Annotated in this window: 17 protein-coding genes; 9 read left to right on the forward strand and 8 right to left on the reverse strand. The window is 42.5% G+C overall.

Translation table 11 applies throughout. The annotated features are described in order from the left end of the window. Positions 1 to 7: 7 nt before the first annotated feature. Positions 8 to 973 carry an electron transfer flavoprotein subunit alpha/FixB family protein gene (locus R7P69_RS03805; protein WP_005375829.1) on the forward strand — a complete coding sequence of 322 codons (966 nt, stop codon included), beginning with the start codon at positions 8 to 10 and terminating at the stop codon, positions 971 to 973. A 67-nt stretch (positions 974 to 1,040) separates the two neighbouring features. Here the strand turns inward: R7P69_RS03805 and R7P69_RS03810 are convergent, their stop codons facing one another. The 3 genes from R7P69_RS03810 to pdhA are packed head-to-tail and all read right to left on the reverse strand — an operon-like array spanning position 1,041 to position 4,256. Further along, the gene (locus R7P69_RS03810) at positions 1,041 to 2,189 is read right to left on the reverse strand and encodes a dihydrolipoamide acetyltransferase family protein (protein ID WP_042521053.1); all 1,149 of its coding nucleotides are present in this window, start codon (positions 2,187 to 2,189) and stop codon (positions 1,041 to 1,043) included. After that, positions 2,186 to 3,169 (reverse strand): alpha-ketoacid dehydrogenase subunit beta, encoded by a 984-nt coding sequence (locus R7P69_RS03815; protein WP_042521051.1) that lies wholly within the window; start codon positions 3,167 to 3,169, stop codon positions 2,186 to 2,188. The genes R7P69_RS03810 and R7P69_RS03815 overlap by 4 nt, the downstream gene beginning before the upstream one ends. Further along, positions 3,162 to 4,256 carry a pyruvate dehydrogenase (acetyl-transferring) E1 component subunit alpha gene (gene pdhA, locus R7P69_RS03820; protein WP_025998586.1) on the reverse strand — a complete coding sequence of 365 codons (1,095 nt, stop codon included), beginning with the start codon at positions 4,254 to 4,256 and terminating at the stop codon, positions 3,162 to 3,164. The genes R7P69_RS03815 and pdhA overlap by 8 nt, the downstream gene beginning before the upstream one ends. Positions 4,257 to 4,321: 65 nt before the next feature. On the opposite strand from pdhA, the gene R7P69_RS03825 reads away from it, so the two are divergent. From R7P69_RS03825 to R7P69_RS03835, 3 genes are all read left to right on the forward strand, one after another. Next, on the forward strand, positions 4,322 to 4,516 hold the full coding sequence (locus R7P69_RS03825; RefSeq protein WP_127891143.1) for a hypothetical protein: 195 nt from the start codon (positions 4,322 to 4,324) through the stop codon (positions 4,514 to 4,516). Positions 4,517 to 4,912: 396 nt separating this feature from the next. Continuing rightward, positions 4,913 to 5,233 carry a DOPA 4,5-dioxygenase family protein gene (locus R7P69_RS03830; RefSeq protein WP_005375836.1) on the forward strand — a complete coding sequence of 107 codons (321 nt, stop codon included), beginning with the start codon at positions 4,913 to 4,915 and terminating at the stop codon, positions 5,231 to 5,233. Between the two features lie 326 nt (positions 5,234 to 5,559). After that, a complete protein-coding gene (locus R7P69_RS03835) occupies positions 5,560 to 6,186 on the forward strand; it encodes a hypothetical protein (RefSeq protein ID WP_005388545.1) in 627 nt (208 codons plus the stop codon). Between the two features lie 350 nt (positions 6,187 to 6,536). Here R7P69_RS03835 and R7P69_RS03840 read toward each other — a convergent pair whose 3' ends face one another. From R7P69_RS03840 to R7P69_RS03855, 4 genes are all read right to left on the reverse strand, one after another. Next, positions 6,537 to 8,318: a sodium:solute symporter family transporter gene (locus R7P69_RS03840; RefSeq protein ID WP_017634233.1), complete on the reverse strand. Its 1,782-nt coding sequence runs from the start codon at positions 8,316 to 8,318 to the stop codon at positions 6,537 to 6,539. 685 nt (positions 8,319 to 9,003) lie between these two features. Beyond that, positions 9,004 to 9,720, reverse strand: a complete 717-nt coding sequence (locus tag R7P69_RS03845) for a 3'-5' exonuclease (RefSeq protein WP_005388533.1) — start codon at positions 9,718 to 9,720, stop codon at positions 9,004 to 9,006. Next, positions 9,720 to 11,582 carry a putative nucleotidyltransferase substrate binding domain-containing protein gene (locus tag R7P69_RS03850; RefSeq protein WP_017634232.1) on the reverse strand — a complete coding sequence of 621 codons (1,863 nt, stop codon included), beginning with the start codon at positions 11,580 to 11,582 and terminating at the stop codon, positions 9,720 to 9,722. The genes R7P69_RS03845 and R7P69_RS03850 overlap by 1 nt, the downstream gene beginning before the upstream one ends. Before the next feature lie 141 nt (positions 11,583 to 11,723). Next, complete coding sequence (locus R7P69_RS03855) at positions 11,724 to 12,443, reverse strand: FadR/GntR family transcriptional regulator (RefSeq protein WP_005388529.1); 720 nt, start codon at positions 12,441 to 12,443, stop codon at positions 11,724 to 11,726. Between the two features lie 560 nt (positions 12,444 to 13,003). Between R7P69_RS03855 and R7P69_RS03860 the strand changes: the two genes are divergently transcribed. From R7P69_RS03860 to R7P69_RS03870, 3 genes are all read left to right on the forward strand, one after another. After that, positions 13,004 to 13,720 (forward strand): FadR/GntR family transcriptional regulator, encoded by a 717-nt coding sequence (locus tag R7P69_RS03860; RefSeq protein WP_238952571.1) that lies wholly within the window; start codon positions 13,004 to 13,006, stop codon positions 13,718 to 13,720. Positions 13,721 to 13,909: 189 nt separating this feature from the next. Beyond that, the gene (locus tag R7P69_RS03865; RefSeq protein WP_025998585.1) at positions 13,910 to 15,199 is read left to right on the forward strand and encodes an MATE family efflux transporter; all 1,290 of its coding nucleotides are present in this window, start codon (positions 13,910 to 13,912) and stop codon (positions 15,197 to 15,199) included. Between the two features lie 197 nt (positions 15,200 to 15,396). After that, on the forward strand, positions 15,397 to 16,440 hold the full coding sequence (locus R7P69_RS03870; RefSeq protein WP_238952572.1) for a polysaccharide lyase family 7 protein: 1,044 nt from the start codon (positions 15,397 to 15,399) through the stop codon (positions 16,438 to 16,440). 228 nt (positions 16,441 to 16,668) lie between these two features. On the opposite strand, the gene R7P69_RS03875 is transcribed toward R7P69_RS03870, so the two are convergent. Next, on the reverse strand, positions 16,669 to 18,414 hold the full coding sequence (locus R7P69_RS03875; protein ID WP_258488015.1) for a LamG domain-containing protein: 1,746 nt from the start codon (positions 18,412 to 18,414) through the stop codon (positions 16,669 to 16,671). A gap of 570 nt (positions 18,415 to 18,984) precedes the next feature. On the opposite strand from R7P69_RS03875, the gene R7P69_RS03880 reads away from it, so the two are divergent. Both R7P69_RS03880 and R7P69_RS03885 read left to right on the forward strand, forming a co-directional pair. Beyond that, on the forward strand, positions 18,985 to 19,758 hold the full coding sequence (locus tag R7P69_RS03880; RefSeq protein WP_318121377.1) for an oligogalacturonate-specific porin KdgM family protein: 774 nt from the start codon (positions 18,985 to 18,987) through the stop codon (positions 19,756 to 19,758). Positions 19,759 to 19,834: 76 nt separating this feature from the next. Next, positions 19,835 to 21,400: a polysaccharide lyase family 7 protein gene (locus tag R7P69_RS03885; protein WP_017821221.1), complete on the forward strand. Its 1,566-nt coding sequence runs from the start codon at positions 19,835 to 19,837 to the stop codon at positions 21,398 to 21,400. Positions 21,401 to 21,678: the final 278 nt, after the last annotated feature.

Genomic DNA, 21,678 nt, shown 5'->3' on the forward strand with positions numbered 1-21,678 from the left:
CATGACCATGGAAGACCGACCATTAGCAACACTTGTGCTCGCAGAGCATGACAACCAATCGTTGGCTGTAGGGACGCTGTGTGCAATTAAAGCGGCATTTGAGATTAAGGATGATGATAAATCGCTTCCTGTTTCTGTGTTGCTTATTGGTTATCAGTGCCAATCAGTTTTGGATGAGTTGAATTGTGTTCAGGGTGTTGCAGAAATTATCTGGGTTGATGCGAAGGGATATGAACATGGATTAGCGGAAAATATCGCACCTTTGATCTCACAAGTAGCCAAAAACTACTCACACATTCTTTCTCCTGCCAGTACATTTGGTAAGAATGTGATGCCTCGTGTGGCGGCGTTGCTTAATGTTGGTCAACTTTCTGACGTGATGACAATCGAGTCTATCGATACGGTGATTCGTCCAATTTATGCTGGAAATGCATTGGCGAGAGTCACGTCGAATGATCCCTATAAAGTGATGACCATAAGAAGTACGGCTTTTGATGCCGCAGAGCTATCTGACACACCAGTTGTCCCTAAGCTTACTCAAGTCGACACGGTGATTATCAATAAACTTAGTGAGTTTGTTTCGCAACAAACGCCAGAAAGTGAGCGACCAGAATTGCCAGCGGCTAGAGTAGTAGTGTCGGGTGGTCGTGCATTCGGGAGTAAAGAGAAGTTTGTTTTAGTAGAACAATTGGCTGACAAGCTAGGTGGAGCGGTAGGGGCGTCACGAGCGGCGGTCGATGCGGGCTATGTGTCTAATGACCATCAAGTCGGGCAAACCGGCAAAATTGTTGCACCGGAGTTATACATTGCCGTCGGAATTTCTGGCGCGATCCAGCATTTGGCGGGAATGAAAGATTCCAAGGTGATTGTTGCAATTAATAGCGATCCTGATGCGCCTATTTTTGACATTGCAGATTATGGATTGGTCGGCGATTTGTTTGTGGTAATGCCTGAGCTGTTAGAGAAGCTGTAGATATAGTCTTGTTCCCTAAAACAAAAGGCTTCCAAATTGGAAGCCTTTATCATTTGATTTTAATAAGTTACTTTTCGCTCGGACGTTGCAGGTGCTCTGCAAGTACTTTCGTAAACCTTGCAGCTTCACCACCAGTACAAGCGCGATGATCAAACGTTACGGATAGCGGCATTGCTTTCACCGAAATTGCTTGACCATTTCTTATCACAACTCGGTCGAGTATTCGGCCCGCGCCGACAATAGCGACTTGTGGCGGTGTGACGACAGGTGTTGCGTAAATACCGGCAATCGCGCCGAAGTTGGAAAGCGTAATCGTCGCGTGCTGCAATTGCTCACGACCGATTTTTCTCTCTCTGATCCCTTCAACGGTTTGATCGAGCCAACGACGAACATCTTGTGGCTCGTATTCATCTGCGTGGCGCAAAACTGGTACGTACAATCCATGACGGCTATCTACTGCAATTCCTACATTGACCGTTGTGTGTACACAGCGTGTCATGGTTTCGGCATCAAACCAAGCGTTTAAAGCAGGCTCTTCTTTACACGCATGAACAATCGCTTGAACAAGGCGGATACTGATATCTTCGTTTGGCAGCCAATCTTCCAACAACGCTTCTTCCGTAATGGTTACGGCGGCAACATGTTCGTGCGATTCGGTCATAGACGACACCATGGTACGTCGAGCGCCTTTCAAAACTTCGGTGCCTGGACGCTGTTTTCCGGCTTCGTCGTAAATATCGGCATCAACGATAAGTCCGTTCGGGCCACTACCTGACACGAGGTTAAGATCTACCCCAAGTTTTTGTGCCAACAAGCGAGCCGAAGGCAGGGCGGTAACGAGGTTACTTTCTGTCGTGTTGTGGTTGCCACCAATCCAGAAATCATCAACGTTAACATGATGCGCTTGGTGAGAAACGCTACCGACGACGGTTGCGGCGTCAGCAGTGGCTTTTTTCTCTTCCGTTACTTCTATCCCGGCACCTGTTTCATCAATCTCTAGCAGTAATGTTCCAATATTGACGATTTCACCTTCCTCACCATGACGGCTGACCACACGGCCCGAATAGGGGGCAGGGACGTCTACCGTCGCTTTTGCTGTCTCTACGGTTAAGATCACTTGATCTAATTTAACCATGTCTCCGACATTAACGTGCCATTTGACAATTTCTGACTCAGCGAGACCTTCACCGAGATCGGGTAAATTAAACGTTTTCATTTCCAATCCTCCACGAGTTCGCGCGCTGCGGTCACAATGTCTTCTTTCTGAACCATGAAATAATCTTCGTTACGGTAATAAGGCATAATGGTGTCCATTCCAGTTACTCGTTTAGGTGGGGCTTTAAGTAAGCACATGGCGTGTTCAGCTGTTCGAGCTAATAGCTCAGATCCCACACCACAAGTTTTACTCGCTTCATGAACAACGAGTAAACGTCCAGTTTTTTCTAGTGAGCTGAAAATCGTCGCGGTATCAATTGGCTTAATACTCGCCAAATCAATCACCTCGACTTCAATTCCCTGACTAGACAAGGTTTGCGCGGCCTGAAGTGACTCTACGACGCATGCGCCCCAAGTAACGAGCGTGATATCTCGCCCCTTGCGTAAGGTGAAGCAGGTGTCGAGTGGGAGTGCTTCGCCGTTATCAACGACTTCAGATTTAACGGTGCGATATATGCGCTTCGGTTCGAAGAACATGACGGGATCATTGCTTCTAATTGCAGCGAGAAGTAAGCCGTATGCGCGTTGTGGAGAAGAAGGAATCACCACTTTAAATCCAGCAGTGTGAGCAAATAACGCTTCCACGCTTTCTGAGTGGTGTTCCGGAGCGTGGATACCGCCGCCAAATGGCGCACGGAAAACCGCGGGACAAGTGAGCCGACCGCGAGTTCTGTTACGCATTCGAGCCGCGTGGCACATTAAGTGCTCCATCGCAGGAAAAACGAAACCTTGAAACTGAAATTCGGCGACAGGTCGTAATCCTTGCGTTGCCATACCGACCGCAACCCCGCCGATTAAGGCTTCAGCGAGTGGCGTATCGATGACTCGTTTAAGACCAAACTCTTGCTTGAGTCCAACAGTGGCACGAAATACACCACCATTATCGCCCACGTCTTCACCTAATACGACAACATTGGGGTCTTGTTGCATTTCGTGGTGCAGGGCAAGGTTTACTGCTTCAACCAACGTTAGCTCAGCCATGTCTGCCTCCCTGCATTCTCATTGCCTTGTTGATGAGTTCATCTCTTTGTGCATGAAGCTCTTGAGGTAGCGATTCATACAAATAATCGAAACCGGTTTCTGGTGCTTGTGGCGGTAAGCTCAGATAGCGTTCAACAGCTAACTCTACTTGCTCTTTACAGTAATCTAGCCATTGCTGTTCTTGTTCGTCGCTCCAAGCGCCTTGATTAAGGAGATACGTTTTAAGACGTGCGATAGGTTCGTATTGCCATGCGGTTTGAACATCATCTTCTTTACGATAACGAGTCGCATCATCGGCCGTAGTGTGGTCACTCAGTCGGTAACTCACCGCTTCGATGAGTGTTGCGCCTTTCCCTTTTCTTGCTCTCTCAAGGGCGGTTTTAGTTGCATCATAAACGGCGACGACATCGTTACCATCGACAGTAATACCCGGTATACCTGCACCTTGCGCTTTTTCTGATAAGAAATCGGCGGCACATTGGAGACTACGCGGCACTGAAATTGCCCACTGGTTATTGTTTACGACGAAAACAAGTGGAATATTCCAAGTACCTGCGCAGTTTATTGACTCAAGAAAGTCCCCTTTGGATGTACCACCATCGCCGCACATCACTAGCGCAGCTTCATGGTTACCTTGAATTTTTAGCGCGGAAGCCACCCCGACAGCATGCGTACATTGCGTCGCTATGGGTACACAGTAGGGAAGGTCTCGGCTAGGAACCGGACTGCCTTCAGGAGCAAAATCACTCCCGCGCTCATCGCCACCCCAGTATTGAAGGTTCTTTTCCATGCCAATGCCACGACACCACATCGCAGGCATATCGCGGTAGTAAGGGACAAACACATCATCGGCTTTAAGTGCTCTGCCGACCGCAATGCCTATGGCTTCCGCGCCTAAGTGTGAGGGATAGGTCCCTAGCTTACCGGTGCGTTGCAAGGCAACTGCTTTGTTGTCGTAAGTGCGAGTTAATACCATATCTCGGTAAAACCCGACCAATGTTTCAGTGTCAGCCCAGTTGGGTAGTTGGCCGACTAGGTCCCCACGATGGTCGATAAACCGATGCATGGGTAATGCCTGAACGTTCATCTCAAGCTCCTTTTGACGCTGCGGGTCTTTTGGACTGCAGCTGTTCATACAAAACCAGAGTTTGTATGGGTACTCAAACTCTGATATCAGCGCAAAGGCCATACCTAAGGTTGCGTGTGCTTTCGATAGCGGTAGGCATCTGTTCGTCCCTTAAACTATTTGTCGATAACATCGCTGCGACTATTTCACCGCAAGATACAGAGAAAGGCTTTTCTGTATCTAACCCTCTAACTAAATCGTGGTATAGCCAGATACAATAAGTGTAAACAAATTGTTAAATTGTGCTTCATTTTGACTTTCGCTCAGTAGTAAAGTTTTGCTTACACCCTGATTTTGCAGAGTAATATGCTGCTATTTTGTTGGTGGTATTTTTAAACTCGAATTTAATTACTGGTTAATGAAACATATTTGCAACAAAATTTGGCTGTAAAATTTGACAAAGTGAGTCATTATTAATGAATCAACTCAAACAGTTGCTATATGATGAATTGCAAATTTTTGTTGTGCTCGAAGCCTCGACCTTATGAGAATGCATAACTTCTTCCCAACTGAGTGGAATCAAGGTAGGGTGACGGCATTACAAATGTATACCCTCGGCAGTCCTTGAGCTTATCCAAAGTAGGTGGTGCTCAAGCGGAAGTGATTATGGAGAAGTTATGTACCACGCTCATGTTTATTTTCCCCTAAGAGAACAAGATAAAGCGCAAGCCTTGAACGAGATCATCCGTCAAGAGCGTCAAGATGTGCTGCGTGTGTTTCCATTAGTTGGAAGGTTAGTTGGCCCACACAAGATGCCGATGTTTGAAATTCACCTAGAATCACTGAGTGAAGAGTTCTTGGCGTGGCTTGATACGATTCGAGGCGATTTTTCTGTGCTTATTCACCCAGTAAGCGAAGAAGAGTTGCTCGATCACACAGAACGCGCGATTTGGTTGGGCAGAGAGATTGGTGTATTTGAAGAAAAGTTAGAGAAATAGTTGCTCTTCTCGCCCATGCATGACCGCTTTGAATCCTTCTCTTCTCATTGCGGTCGCAGCTTCTGCTTAACGCCTCATCTTCATTGATGGGTGCGGAATCCCTCTCTTACGCTTTGCTGTAGTTATTTTTGTGCTAAACCTAAAAGTAGGCTTTCGAACTTCACGCACAAAGCGTGAAAATGTTGCTGTTTAGCATGCCATTAAATGAATTTTGGTGGTAATAAAATAATAAGTCTTTGATAAATCAAATAGGTATAGCAGGGAAGTGCAGTTTACGACCCCAACGCCATTGGCAGTGGCGCCGATAATTTCTGAGGGGGAAGGGTATGTTTTCAATACTCTTGGTTATACTTGCACTCTATATATTTTGGCTGTTGTTTCGCAACGGGCCTGAGTTTGCCGAGCGTACCGCCCAAAAAAAACGTGACTGGGTAGGGCCTACCGCCAACAAAGAAGAATGGCGAGGATTTTGTAGGGATGTATTTCAGCCGTTCAGTTCTCAAACGACTTTCTACGCTATTGCTTATTTTGCCAATTACGTAGCAGCAGCGAACGCAATATCTTGGTCAACGATATACGAAGGCGATTATCCGGTCATCATAAGCCGATTTGGTAGCTACTTCATTTTAAGCACGCATGATGCACTGGTCGTAGCTGGGTTTATTGCGCTTGCTTTCTTTATCATTAATTGGCAACTTGCCATGCGCTGCTCCGGTATTCTTAGCCAGTATCTAGTGCGGATTCTTATTATTAATCAAAAGCGCTTTGTCGCGATTAGCTTGGTGTTTTGCAGCTACTTTTCGTACCTACTGACGCTTGGTATATTCTGGCTGTTCCATGATGGGTATTCAATCTGGCATGGATTAATGCTTAGCCCTGTGTTCCTGCTGTTAGCTTTATTGGTAGCGGTTGTTGTGCCATCTGCAAAAAGAGAAAATAGTGTACCTAAGTAATCCCGAGATGGTTTGTTCAGCGGGAATAGTTTGGCTTGTAGACTAGGTAGTGATGTAAAGGACTAGCCAGTCTAAATCACGAAGCGGCAACAAAGTATACGAGCCGAGATCTTTACTTCATCAGGTATTTGGATGGCTTTGGGGCGTTTACTTAAGCAAGGTAGGCTGCACTTTTAACTCGATCAGATTATCACGTTCTGGTTTAGCCTTATCGAATGACAAAATAAAGCTGCAATTCGATAACCCTAGACAAGATGATATGTCTTCGTAAAAGGGTGAAGTGTTCGTACTGGGAACTTAGAATTAAAAAACGCGGCCAAAGAATAGCCGCGTTTATTAGAATAAGAGATTTAACTTTCTGTCACAGGTTCAGAGGCTTGTTCAGCGCTTGAATCCACAGCTTTTACAAGTAGTAGACCAACACCTCCAACGATGGCACCACATAGAATAAACACTAAGCGCCCCCATACTGGGTTAGGTAGCAGAGCCATAAACATGACACCTATACCTGCGACCGCGATAAGTTTACCCAGCATTTGACGTTGCTTGTTATCGAGTTTTTTCTGTGCCACTGATTCCGCTACAAGAGGCGTTGATAGGTTTTCAAAGAACTTATCGACATCTGCTTGACGTTTGTCAGTTAGAGGCTTGTAGAATAGAGTCGACAACATGAAGAAGCCACCAGTTAGCGTCATGTGTCCGATTAGACCTATTGCTACTTTCACATCAGACCATTCTCGGCTAGTCAACTCCTCAAGGCCAAACGCCGATGACACCATATCAGCTGTGATAACAAACCCAACAAGGTAGGAAACGATGCCACCCACGACTAGAGTTCCCCAACCGGCCCAGTCTGGAGTTTTCTTGATAAAGAAGCCTAAAAACGCTGGAATTGTCATTGGGAACCCGATGAGCGCACCAACGTACATCATAGTGTCGAATAGACTCAGACCTTTTAGAGAGTTTATAAACTGCGCGATTAGAATAATTGCAACGCCAAATACCGCCGATGTTGCTTTAGAAACAGCGACTAGCTCTTTCTCTGATGCTTGGCCCTTACGAACGATCGGTTCATAAAAGTTCTTTACGAAAATACCTGAATTGCGGTTAAGACCAGAGTCCATAGAGGACATCGTAGCAGCAAACATTGCAGCGACCAGAAGTCCAACCATACCTGCTGGCATGTACTCTTGAACGAAGTATAGGTACGCGAAGTCGCCTGCTTTGTTACCAGCATCTGGATAAGCTGCCGCTAAATCAACACCTTGGCCTGCAATATACCAAGAAGGCATGAACCAAATGAAAACTCCACCCAGCATCAATACACATGCTAGCAAAGCTGCTTTTTTTGCATTTTTAGAGTCTTTTGCAGCTAGGTAACGGTAAGAGTTCAACATATTGTTTGTAATAGAGAACTGCTTAACAAAGATAAAGAACGCCCAAATACTAAAGATGCTTAAGTAGTTCAGGTTGTTACCTGCAACAAAGCTGCCACTTTCTGCGACTGGGAAGTTAGAGATAATTTCAGTAACGCCACCACCTTGAACAATAGCAACGGCTGCACATGTGATCGTTACCGCCATGATGATGACCATTTGCATGAAATCGGAGGCGATAACCGCCCAAGAGCCGCCAGTTACCGACATCGCAAGTACAACTAAACCGGTAATCCAGATGGTTGCTGTCATATCAAAACCAAAAATACCTGAAGCTATAATAGCAAGGGCGTTAAGCCATACACCTGCAGAGACAACACTGTTTGGCATCGAAGACCAAGTAAATACTTGTTCGTTTGTTGTACCAAAACGCATACGAATGGCTTCTATGACAGTTACGACGCGTAACTGACGAAACTTCGGTGCAAAGTAAGCGAAGTTCATGAAGTAACCAAACGCGTTTGCAAGGAAAATAATGGCGACAGCAAAACCATCATTGTAGGCTTTACCAGCGGCGCCAGTAAATGTCCAAGCAGAGAATTGAGTCATAAACGCCGTTGCTCCAACCATCCACCAAAGCATGTTGCCGCCACCTCGGAAGTAGTCGCTTGTAGTACTAGTAAAAGTTCTGAACATCCAACCTATTGCGATTAAGAATAGAAAATAGATGCCCACAATGAGAGTATTGAGTTCCATCTTTAGACCTTTGAAGTAGTTTATTGTCCTAAGTAATAGTAACGTTTGCCTCTCTTATTTGTAGTACAATAACTCAAAATCGTGACCAGTAAGGCGTAATAAACCCTTTAATTAATCATACAAGTGATCGGTGTCAGATATTGCTTTTCTCTGAAGCTGCTAAAAGTGTCGAGTTTAGGCATGGGTTCTATGAATATACTTATAAAGAATCTTAAGTCCTCTAATAAGAATGGACGCGGATTTATGCATATCTGGCAGAGGGATATAACATCGATTGATGTAGGATTGTTAAAAAAAAACCATGCAAGCCTGTACTGCATGGGCCAAACGGTACTAGTACCGCGAGCTGTCGGCTGAAGTTCGCAACAGCGGATTTACATGATTACTAACCACTGCAGATGACGTTCGAGGGGACATCACCTGAATTCGGTTGTTTATGTAACGCTGCTAGATCTTCGACAATCATTGCGCACATGCAATGCTAAGCTCTCTAAAATGTAGTTATGATATGGAGCAACTAATCAGTTTACACTCGCTCTGATGTTGGCAAGTGACAATGGCTATTCGCTGCATTTTGCTAACGCTGCCCCCATTAATGATATTGTATTATTAATTAAGGTAAATGCTGATGATACCAAATTGTGACAGAGAACATGTTTAGCAAATAGGCCTGTGATCTGGATGATTACAGGCTAAGCCGGTAAAGGGGCCCGACTGTCGCTTTTGTCTGAGGTGCGATACGGGTTTGTTGAACTAATAGTAACTCTGCAGTTGCAATTGCATCTGCAAGTGCATTATGGCCGTTGTAAGCGGGTAACCCGTAACGTTCCCTTGTCGCTGCTAGAGTCACATCTGATTCATCGGAAGCATTGATAGCTCTTTGTAACCTTTTTTCTATTCGCAAGGTGTCTATCCAAATGAGCGGCAACTCTTTTATGTTGAAAACTCGCTGTAAATATTGATTAATAAAGCTAGTTTCGACTATACATCCGTGCGCAACAATAACTTTGTTTTCTGCTGCTTTAAAGAATGTCCGCATTGCTTCATGAATAGAGATTCCATCAGTCAGCATTTGTTGGGTAATATGGTTAACAACTATGGTTTCGGGCTTAATTTTTGAGTCGCTATGTACATAAAGGTGTTGACTTGTTGCTAAGTCAATATGGCCTTGTCGAATCTCTACCCAGCCCATGGAAAGAATGACTTCTTCCTCACTGTCTAAGCCAGTTGTTTCAAGATCTAGAACGATGAACTCAGTGTCAAAAGCTCGTTGATTTACGTCCAGATTTGGCGAGCGAAGCAGCTTTTTAAGATAAAGAGGGATGTGCTTCTTTTTACAATGCTTTTGTCTCTGACGATTTTTTCGTGTCAATGGATGAAAGTACTCAAGTAAGCGCTTCATTATCGGCTCCCAAAACGGAGTTTGGCGACTTCTTGTAGATCTGCAATGATGCGGAACGCGTCTTTTAAATGTTGACGTTCAAAACTACCGAACGTATTGGGGTCAATGTGGTTATTTGGCTCATCTCCACTTTTTAGTGCTTCTAATTGATGGGCAAATCGAAACGACAAGATGAATTGATATGCGTTGATTATATTTTTGTACGCGTCATGGCTGAGCAGTCCTTTTTCGTTAGCTGCTTTAAAACGCTCATCAGTTGCAGTGAGGTCACATTCAACTGCCAGACCATAAATCCTTGCAAGATCAATGATTAGATTAATCGCGTATTTTTTTACGTCGAGCGTTTTCTTGTTCTCTCCCGATTTTTGTAATACTAGGCTATTGAATATTCCTAGCGGTGGGTTTGTTTTCACCGCATCGTTAACTAACATCGTAAGGAATTCTCTATTAGCGTTGATGTTAGAGTGAAGCTCATCGCGGAGTATCTGTTCAAAGTCTTTGTTTCCATAAACGGTTCGGATTTCTAAAAAGACACTGATATTGAGGAGGCGCTCGTATTCAGGATTTGCCACCCATTTCTTATAGTACTTTTTCCAAACAGAGAGAGGCTGGCACCATTTAGGGGTCGCTGCCATAAACTTCCCTGGACACAATGGATAGTTACATTTATTCAGGCCATTACTTACTATCATTGCTAAATGTTTGAAGTAGATACGGTCGTTATCTGTTGCCGAATCATCTAATACGATGGCGCTATCTTGATCTGACAGCATATGTACTTCTTGGCGAGCATGAGAGCCTGCCACAATCCAAGAGAAGTCACAGGGAGGTGTTCCCAACTTATCAATAGCTATTTGTATTAACCTACGAGTGTACGCATCCATAATCATGGTCATCACTTTACCAATGATTTCTGGTGAAACCCGTCCTTCGACTAATGCTTCAAAAATAGCTTGGCGCTCAGACGTAAAACTAGACAACGCTTTGACACTGCCAGCATATTTGATCTTTTCAATTAAAAATATTGCTTGGACTCGATGGTTTTGAACCAAGTGCGTTGTTGTCAAAACGCCAACGACGTTATTGTCTCTGACTAGGGGTAAATTTCTTATGTTGTGCTGCATCATAATGGAGGCTGCGTGCAGAACTAAATCGTCAGGATGAATTGTTTTAGGATCAGGCGACATGACTTCGACGACTGGTGTTGAGATGCTTAATCCTTTGGCGATGACTCGCTTTGTCATATCTCGGTCGGTAATCAGTCCAACTATTTTATTATCACGATAAACGACAGCGCAGGGAGAGCACTTATCGATCATCTCGTTGGCGACTGACTGAATGGATTGCTCAGCGGTTACAATTGCAACTCGACCACTAGCAACTTCCTCTACACGCCGAATAAACAACCCTTTTTCTTTGTTAGACCACACGACATCTAATGCTGACTTTAGCCGTACCTGAGCTTGTGATGCAAAATGTTCAGCACATTCAGGATGAGAAGTGCACAACTTTTTTAGCGCAGCATTTGGAATTACATAAACTAATGAATTTTCGATTGCAATTGCTTTGTATTCTTTTCCGCTTTCGACTTCGTTACCAAGAAAAGTGAAGCCAAACAAATCTTCCGGACCAAGTTTAGCTCTCAATATGCCATCAGATTTACGCTGTTCGATAGAGCCAGTTCTAATAATATAAAGTGACTTTTCGTTCTTAGAAGAATACTGATCAACAACATCCCCCTTGCTTAAATAAGTGATCTTAACAGATGAAGCAAGCTCGCGAAGTGCACCTTTAGGTACCTTGTCAAACGGATCAATCTGGCTGATAAACTGTATGATATTTGGCAGTAGCGAGTCGGTCATAACACAACATTCTCAAAATATATTTGTATTACTATATATCAAAATATTGATGGTGTGCCATAAAGAATTGGAGGAAACGAAATTAAAAAAGCACGCGAGATGCGTGCTTTTGCCTAGTTATTAGATCGCCCAAGCCCAAGCTTAACTGGCTTCGGGTAAGCGATGTTTTGACTCCAACAAGTGGTTAGCCGAAGCTTGACGTGCTTTTTCAGCATTGCCTGCCATTATTGCTTCATAAATCTCACGATGTTCTTCGATGCACGTATTGCCTTCCTCAGATGAGTGAGCAATAAAGTTAATGAACATTGTAGTCAGAACATGCCCAAACGGTAAGAAAAAGTCGTTTCCGGTTGAGTTAAAAATAATGCTATGGAAACGAATATCTACATCCATCCAGCGCGCTTTGTCCAGTTCGTCTGCTTTAGCGACTTCCAACATATCTTGGAATGCTTCTGATAGCTGAATTCGCTGTTCCGCAGTGGCATTTTTCGCTGCGAGTGCACAAGCTTCAGGCTCTATCGCGCGTCGTAACCCCAAAAATTGATGACAGAACTGATCTATCTCTGTTAGACCGTCCATCCATTCAATTAATTGTGGGTCTAAAAAGTTCCAGTACGCTCGGTTGATGACTCGAGTACCAACTTTTGGACGTGACTCGAGTAAACCTTTTGATGTTAAAAGTTTTACGGCTTCACGCAAAGCTGTGCGACTGATACCAAACTGTTCACACAGGGACATTTCTCCTGGAAGAATGGACCCTTGAGGGATCTTGCCTGACAAAATGCTACGAGCAATTTCGCGAGCTACTTGTACATGTAAGCTGCGCTTGGAACCGGAGATAGAATGAAATTCACCAGACATAAAATCACTTATCGTTAAAATTGTATTATTTAAGCTTGGACTATATCATCCAAAGTGTAGCTCACCAAGAAGATGTTTACGTAATAACAGCTGTCTTCACAAATCCATTTTGAATCTCCGACTGCTTTATGAAGCCTTCATGATTATGATACTTAGCGTATAACAGATGAGGCCACCGATTCTTACATCATTCCTTATTTATTTGTTAGCTCAATATGTTAGTTAACTCTAGTCGCGCCTACTTATTGTACTCACTGATTTTCAATACACAGCACACAATTTGAATAGAAGATCAGGTTTCTTGTTAAATAAAGTGATATTGTATTATTATATACTAAAGATCGGTGTGCATGATGTTACTACTCGACCATTCAATATTGAGTTTGGCCAATATACCTCGCGAGTAAAAATCATATTCATAAGATCGTTAGATTTTAGACGCTAAATAACAGTGCTTTACATTTACACAGAAAGTCTCCGCCTTCAAAGCGTGTTTCATTTGGCCTTTTCTAATTATTAGCTAAACAAGTCGTTTAGGCTGCTGGCAATGAGGAATATAGATGGCAGAGTTTTCACTTCTCGGGAATTCAAATCACAAGATACATGTACAAGTAGCAAGACAGATTTCTCGCAAAATATTGTCAGGAGAATTAAGTCAAAATGAGAAGCTCCCGAGTGAAATAGAACTGTGTAAGTTGTTTGGTGTTAGTCGGACAGCACTACGAGAGTCGACGAAGTTGCTGTCTGCTAAAGGCTTAATTATCTCTAAACCAAAAGTTGGAACTACGGTACTACCAAGAAACTATTGGCATTTTCTTGATCCTCAACTCTTAGAGTGGATCCAAGATTTAGAAGATACTAAGCCGTTTCTATCTCAGTTTTTAGGATTGCGTAAAGCCATAGAACCAGAGGCGTGTGCGCTGGCAGCCCAAAATGCCAATGCTGAGCAAAGAAAGCTGTTGTCAATTGTATTTCAAAGAATGACGATGGCAGCACGATGTCACGATTATGATGAGTGGATTGCTAACGATCATTTGTTTCATCAAACGATATTCCTTTGTACCGATAATCAGTTCTACGTTCCCTTCAGCAATATACTTTCGACCATATTTAAGGTGTTTATTGACAAGTCAGTTGAAGGAGGGAGGTTCTGCCTTAATGAGCACCGTGCAATTTATGATGCAATTATGGCCGGAAACTCATTTCAAGCTCGTTTAGCCTCTCAAACGCTGTTAAATGATGAGAATCAGAGGCTTTCCGACGCCGTGAATAGTTAAGAGCTTGCGTACACCTTTATTGACTAAAAAGATTTTTCTGTCGTTTCTTTTTGTCATGAACTTTGCCTAATGACCGAGCTCTTTAGTTTAAACGTTTAACCTCATTACAAAGGTTTACTAATGTTTTCCCAACCATATATAAAGAAAAATTTATCTCTTGCTTGGCCGCTCGCTCTTAATGCTTTGTTGATGCAATCAATGCTTATGATTGATACGCTGCTTGTTACTCCATTAGGTGAAGTTTCACTTGCTGCTATGGGGATTGCTACAACAATAGTTTCTTTCGTTTTAGGTATCCAAATGGCTCTAGCAAATGGGTCTCAATTGGTACTTAGCCGTGCCGTAGGCTCTGGTCATTATCTATCGTTAAATAAAGGTTTCTGGGCAGCTTTAGTTATCAACGTTCTAGTCGCATCCTTATTCTGGCTGTTGATTACTGTCTTTGATGAAGCGTTAATCAGTAAGTTGACGGATAACGTTGATCTCTATGCGGAGACAAAATGCTACCTTGCAATTGCTAAGTTCATCGTCATATTCAATGCCATTACTCAGGTTATGATTGCGGTGTTCAATGCGCTTGGACGGACCAAAGTTCCATTTAAAGGCTATTTGATTGAATTGCCAGTCAACGTGGCGATGTCTTATGTTCTGATTCACGGCCTGACTAATTTTGAAGGTATTGGCGTTCAAGGCGCCGCGGCGGGTAGTTTGGTTGCTATTAGTATTCGGCTGTTATATTTAACCATGTGCATTAAGCTTGATGATTCTATCATCTTGTCTATTAAGAAGCTTGATGCGTCATTGAAAAGCAATATACATAAGCATTTTAAAGAGATTTTCCCCGTCGCGGCGAACGTCACAATGTTACAAACTGGCGCAACGATATACATGTTGCTGTACTCGCAACTGACCTTAAATGCTTATGTCGCTATGACTATCGTGATGCCTTGGATCAAAGCGGGTACTCAGTTCATTACTGCTTGGGCGCATTCATCGGCAATCACGATTAGCCAAGCAATTGGATCAAGAAAAATGGATGAGCTGCGTAACAATGTCGATATTAGTATTGATATGGCCGTGATGATCTCGTTCGTTTCAGCATTTTTCTTTTTTGCACTTAGTTTCGTGCTTCCTGATTTGTATCCCGACTTAGACCCGAGTACTTACAAAGCGTTATCCGCGATTGCTCCACTTTACATACTGCTACCGATAGTACGTGGCTATAACACCGTTCATGGTCATATTTTGAGAGCGTTAGGTAAAACAACGGAGGTGTTTAAGATTAACTTTACCGGTCAGTGGGTAATCTCAATACCGTTATGTGCTTTGATGATTTTATACTTGGACCTTTCAGTGTTTTGGGTGTTTGCAATCATGCCGTTTGAAGAAATTGTTAAGGCATGGCCATTTAGGCATTTAGCACGTAAGTCTCTGAAAGATTTCGATATTAATAAGGCAGACAAGCTAATGTACGATTGATTCTATGACTATTGGATTAGGTCGAAAATATTCGTAGATGCTATGGACTAAAGAGGAGTATGTCTAGCTTATCATTTTGGGGTTTATCGAGTTTATAAATTGTGATCAATAGAGCACATCATAACTTCTTTCCTCGAATCATTCCGTTGCAAACCTTATTATATGTATGACAATATTACATATAATAAGGTTTGAATATGAAACTCAATCTACTCGTAGCCGCAATGGCTGTTACCTTACCAACTCTTGTTATCGCTTCTGATTTAAATAATGGCGTTGATTATCCAGTCCCTGCCGATAAATTTGATATGCGAAACTGGAAGATCACTATTCCTTCCGATATCAATGAAGACGGAAAAGTGGACGAAATCGAGGGTGTGGCGATGCTGAGTTATTCACACAAAGACTTCTTCTTCTTGAACGAAGAAGGCAACTTGGTGTTTGAAGTGCAGAATAAAGCGGTAACGACAAAAAACTCGAAGAATGCTCGCTCTGAACTACGTGAAATGCCTCGTGGCGCTGACTTTTCTATTCAAACCGATGATTTAGCAAACCATTGGGCTTTATCGAGCCACCCTCAGGCTGCTAAACACAGTCGCGTAGGTGGAACGTTGGAAGCGACCTTGAAAGTGAACCATGTTTCTGAACACGCCAAATTTCCAGAAAAAGGGCCTGCTCATTCTGTTGTTGTCGGTCAAATCCACGCGAAAAAAATTGATGCAAGAATAAAAGAGGGTAAAGGTTATGGACATGGAAATGAACCCATTAAAATCTTCTATAAAAAATTCCCAGAACACAAAATGGGCTCTGTATTTTGGAACTACGAGCGTAACCTAGCGAAGGAAGATCCAAATCGTATTGATATTGCATATCCAGTATGGGGAAATACTTGGGATAACCTTGAAGAACCAGGCCAAGCAGGTATCGCTCTTGGTGAAGAGTTCAGCTACAAGATAGAAGTTCAAGGAACTATGATGAACTTGACGTTTGAAACAGAACGCCACGAGACAGTGACTTATTCCATAGATCTCAGTAAGGGGATTGATAGTAAGGACTTTGAGCATGGCTACGCAGAAGACATGTTCTATTTTAAAGCAGGAGCTTATGGTCAATGTAGCGTCAGTGAGTCTCACCCTGTGTGGGGTACAGGATGTGCGGGCACCGGTGATTTTACAGTCGACAAGAAAAACGGTGACTATAACAGCGTGACATTTTCTAAGCTCAAGCTAAATCAAAATTGAAACTAATAGAAAACTAAGAGCTACTCGATTTCTACTTAAGCCTCATCGATTTGATGAGGCTATTGTTTTCAGTGGAATTCTTTAAAAGGTAAGAAACAAGATAGAGCAAGCAATCACTGGGACTGGCTTGAATTTAGAGTATTGTGTTGAATTTTGTTCTTCTGAAGAGGTAAAAAAATAAAGCCAGGCTCGAAAGCCTGGCCTAGTATCAAGTGCTACAAAATAACACTAGAGTTGCTTTGAATCGATGTTATCGAAATATGCTTTTGTTGAAGCACCACTTGTGTCCCCTACATAAATAGTCAGTTGTGATGGTGTATTCGTTGCGTCTAAGCCTGTTTCGGACTGACTTGGCGCATCAACCGTTTTTCCATTAATAGAAACGTTAATCTCATCACCATCCCAAGCTAGGGACATTGAGTTCCAAGCGTCAGTCGTAATAGTGCCTATTTCTACGTCATCTGATCCTGCTTCGGCTTCAACTTTACCACTGCCCGAAATTCTCAATTCGTAGTAACGAGCTGAGTTGTTTTTACCTGAGCCAACATTAATGTATGTAGTTTTTTCGTTGTCTGACGGAATGTAAACATCGAATGACACGCTACCGTTTGATGTTGCTCCGTTTGAAAACTCGCGCGTAACGTATGGTTTGTTGGTCGTATCTGTGTCGGATATTAGCAGAGAGTTAGCGCCGCTCTTTGATACGTCATCACTTACTACAGCCACGGACGTCAAGGTGGAGGAGTCATCAGCAACCGTATTGTATTCTTTCCAACTAGAGTTTGCTGAACTGATATTTGTTCCTACTGGGTATGAGTCAAAGTTTTCACTCACGTCTTCTGACGGTTTATCAGGATTAGAACTTCCGTCTGAAATGACAACCGCTTCGCTTGATGCACTGTTGTAAATTGTCGCGAGGTCTAAGCCTGGAATGTAGTTGTCAAAATCCTCTTCTAGAACCAACGCTTCAGAGCCCGAATCACTAGAGTAAATCTTCAAGTTGTCTGCATTTAATTCAAAGTTTGTAGTGTTGCCATTATCACCTAGTCTCAGTGATACATAGGTTACAGCGGTGCCATCAGCGACAGGTAACATTTCACCTATTTGTTTACCGTTAACCGAAAAAGAGAAGAAGTTTTCTATCCAACTGACTTCTATCGCGAGGTTTTCACCTAACTCAAACGTGTCGCCTGTTTCCGTCAAGTTTCCACTTGCATCGCGGTATTTGATTTTGCCGTTTTCAAATGCCACTTCGCCATGCAAGTTGGAATTCGAGGTTTTTGCTGCATAAAATGAGATGTAAGCATTGTCACCAGAACCGTCGGCTTCCTGTTCTGTTTCTTTGTGATGCTGGTAAGTTAGATCTACAGTTAGTCGGCCTGTTGAAATTTCTGAAACACTCGTTGAATCAGACAGCTTGATTCGTAACTCACCGGTGTCTTCTTCTGTTCCACCTTTATTGGTATCCAAAATTTGTACGACGTTGTTATCGCCAGCGTCATTATTTGCCGCTGCAACTGCATCTTTCACCGCATCGTTTTCTGATTCATCGTTACCGGTGAAGTTTCCGTCATTCGTTCCTGAGATGGTTAACATGCCGTTTGAAACTTCATAAGTCCCTGTTAACTCGGTAGGGTTACCTAGATCGCTCTCGTGATAAAGGTTGAATGTAAGCGTCTCTGTATCTTTATCTTCGGTATAAGTTGAAGTGTAGATTGTGTAAGTACCGAAGTTATCATCATCGTTATAATACTTTTGCGTACCGTCTTCAAAGACATAGACGTTTGGCAGGTCGTGCTCATCATCGGATTTCGCCACAGTGGCTGGTGTTGAAATATCCCACATACCTTGGCTCAACTCAGACTCAGTTTCTGTTGGTGGGGGAGCCGATGGTGCATCCCTTAAATCAGTGTTACATCCGGTTAACAAACCTGTGGAAATAGCAATTGCTGCTGCAATTTTTGTTACTTGCATGGTAGGTACTCACTTCTATGTGTCTTTATTTATGTAATATTGTTAGACAAATAATTTCTGTCATCTAGATGGTTTTATCAATAGAATGATCCGACTCACACTAGATACAATGATTGCTCACTGAAGTGATGAATAAGTCACACAAAATAGTTGAATATTAACATCAATAAGAGCTGAACCTTTATGAGGTTGACAGCTTTCTTTATAGAGGAACAGCAAAAACTAAAGGTGATTTAGGAAAGAAATTTGATTTTACATCAAGATTTTTGATTTTAAGCCATTGAAGTTATTGCTGTTTATATTTTTTTAATCTTCTTCTTTATCATATGAAACGAGTTAAAACATTTCTCTGTAAGTGATGTCTACAAAGGTCGTTTTAGAATCAGACATAGCTAACACTTTTGAATATATAATAATACAAATTGTCAGTTAAGGGGCACTTACATGATTAATATCACAGAACTCTCATGATGAATTAACTAGTATTTGTCATACATTAACTCAATAGTGTTGAATCAAATCCAGGGATTTAAGTGGTATCCCAAAAAATATATACAGAGAGATATAATCATGAAAGCAGTTACAACAATGTCCCTATTCGTTGCTTCCACATTAATGGCAGGAGCGGTTTCCGCAGCAACTTTAGACTATCACGCAGAATATAAGCATGAGAGTGAAACTTATGCCCAACGTATCAAAATTAGTGGTAGTTCTAAAATTAACGATCAGACCAAACTGAACTTTGGTGTTGAACAAAAATTCCATAGTTACGACAACTCGCATTTTTGGGATCAACTCGTTGCTGGTGATTCTGAGTTTGATTGGGGAGTTCGCTACCAAATAAATAAACAATGGTTTATCCAACCAGGGATGCCTATTACTTTTGGCGATGATGACGAAAAAACCACTTATAAACCACAAGTTCGTGTTGGTTACAAATCCTCTTTTGGCTTAAGTACCGCTTTACGTTACCGACACGAATTTCAAGTTTATTCAGATGGTGCAGGTAACAAAACACTAACGGATGGTACTTCGGTAAGCGTTGCTGGGAAAACAGTTGAACAAGGTAAGTGGACACTGACAGGCTCTTACGATATGCGTCAGTTTGATAACGAGTACCTTGATAACGTCAAGCTGAGCTATGAGATCAACTACAACAAAAACTATGACGAAGTTCGTTTATCTGATTGGAAAGATTCTGAGTGGGATGCTGGCTTAATTGTTGGTTACCAAATGGGAGATTTCCGTCCTTACTTTGAATTGTGGAATGTCAAAGGTAAGGATGGTTCAACCACGGATGACCGCCAATTGAGAACACGCCTTGGCCTTAAATACAGCTTTTAACCCGAGTGTTATTGCCTAATTGTTGTTACAGCAAAAGAGCTGTTAATTCATTTTTATATTGTAGGTGTTAGATTACATGAAGCATATTTTCTTCAAAAGCTTGTTAGCTTCTTCTATTTTACTTGCTGTGGGCTGTAATAGTACGGCGACCATGGTAGATCCATTTCCAAACAACCAAGAAACTGGTGCTGATATTCTGACTCCCGTTACGATAACGGCGAGTAGTCATGATGGTAATGTTCCAGAGCAGTTGTTTGACCAAGATATTATGACACGTTGGTCAGCAAATGGTGATGGTGAGTGGGCGATGTTGGATTACGGCTCGGTTTATGAGTTCGACGCAATTCAAGCCTCGTTCAGCAAAGGTAACGAACGCGTCAGCAAATTTGATGTTCAGTTTAGTACTGATGGTGAAAACTGGGTGACGGTTATTGAGGGTGCGCAAAGCTCTGGTCGCGCACTTGGCTTAGAGCGCTTCCAGTTTGAGCCTGCAGTAAAAGCACGCTATGTTCGTTACGTTGGCCACGGTAATAGCAAAAACCAATGGAACTCAGTTACTGAGTTAGCTGCAGTTAATTGCGGAATTAATGCCTGTCCGGCAAGTCACATCATTACTGATGACGTCGTTAACGCTGAAGCGGCTATGATTGCGCAAATGAAAGCGGAGCAAAAGGCACAAAAGGATTTACTCAAAAAGAATCGTAAAGGCGACTTTGGAGCACCAATCGTCCGTCCTTGTGAAACGACTGTGACGTGTGATCTTTCTAAAGCGATGCCTTACCCTACGTTACCGAAAGAGCCACTCGCTACAAATGCTCCGGGTGAAAACTTTGACTTAACACGTTGGAAACTGACGACACCTTTCGACCATGACAAAGATGGTCGTGCTGATGATATTGATGAGTGGGACTTGGCTAACGGCTTCCAACACTCTGATATATTCTACACAGCAGATGATGGCGGAATGGTATTCAAGAGCTATGTGAAAGGCGCTCGAACTTCTGAAAACACTAAATACGCGCGAACTGAGTTACGTACCATGCTTCGTGCTGGTGATAAGTCTTACAGCACAAAAGGTGTAAATCCTAATAACTGGGTATTCAGTTCTGCACCAGTTGAAGATCAAAAAGAAGCGGGTGGTGTAGACGGTACGCTTGAAGCGACTCTGAAGATTGACCACGCAACCACAACTGGTCAGTCGCATGAAGTTGGCCGCTTTATTATCGGCCAGATTCATGACAAAGATGATGAGCCAATTCGTCTTTATTATCGTAAGCTACCAGACCAACCAACAGGTACAGTTTACTTTGCTCACGAAAAAACCAAAACTGGAACAGAGGATTACTACAGCTTAGTGGGTGATATGACTGGTGAAATCGGTGACGATGGCATCGCGCTAGGTGAAAAATTCAGCTACATCATTGATGTGAAAGGCAACACAATGACAGTTACGGTAAAACGTGATGGTAAAGATGATGTTGTTCAAGTCGTAGATATGAGTGACAGTGGCTATGACGAAGGTGGCAGATATATGTACTTTAAAGCCGGTGTCTATAACCAGAATATGTACGGTAATCCAGATGATTACGCACAAGCTACTTTCTATAAATTAAAACAATCTTTTGGTAAGTACCAAGGCTAGTTCTATCACTTTTAGTTGATTGAAGTCCTTTGCCCTCAGCGTTGTAGCTGAGGGCTTTTGCTTTCTATAGAAGAATAAAACAGCTCAAATATGATTTTAATTGACATAGATAAATTAATTTAAAAATTTATTACCATAGATAGGTAATAATTATTGATTGGTTTTATCTTCTGACAATGTTTATTTTTAAGTGCGAATGTATATTAGAGTAGTTTAATTGGTTAAATTTAAAATAGCTCAGCGTTAGGGTAGATAAATATCTCATGAAACTATAGAAG

The organism is Vibrio sp. 661 (assembly GCF_033339315.1).
Classification (GTDB): domain Bacteria; phylum Pseudomonadota; class Gammaproteobacteria; order Enterobacterales; family Vibrionaceae; genus Vibrio; species Vibrio alginolyticus.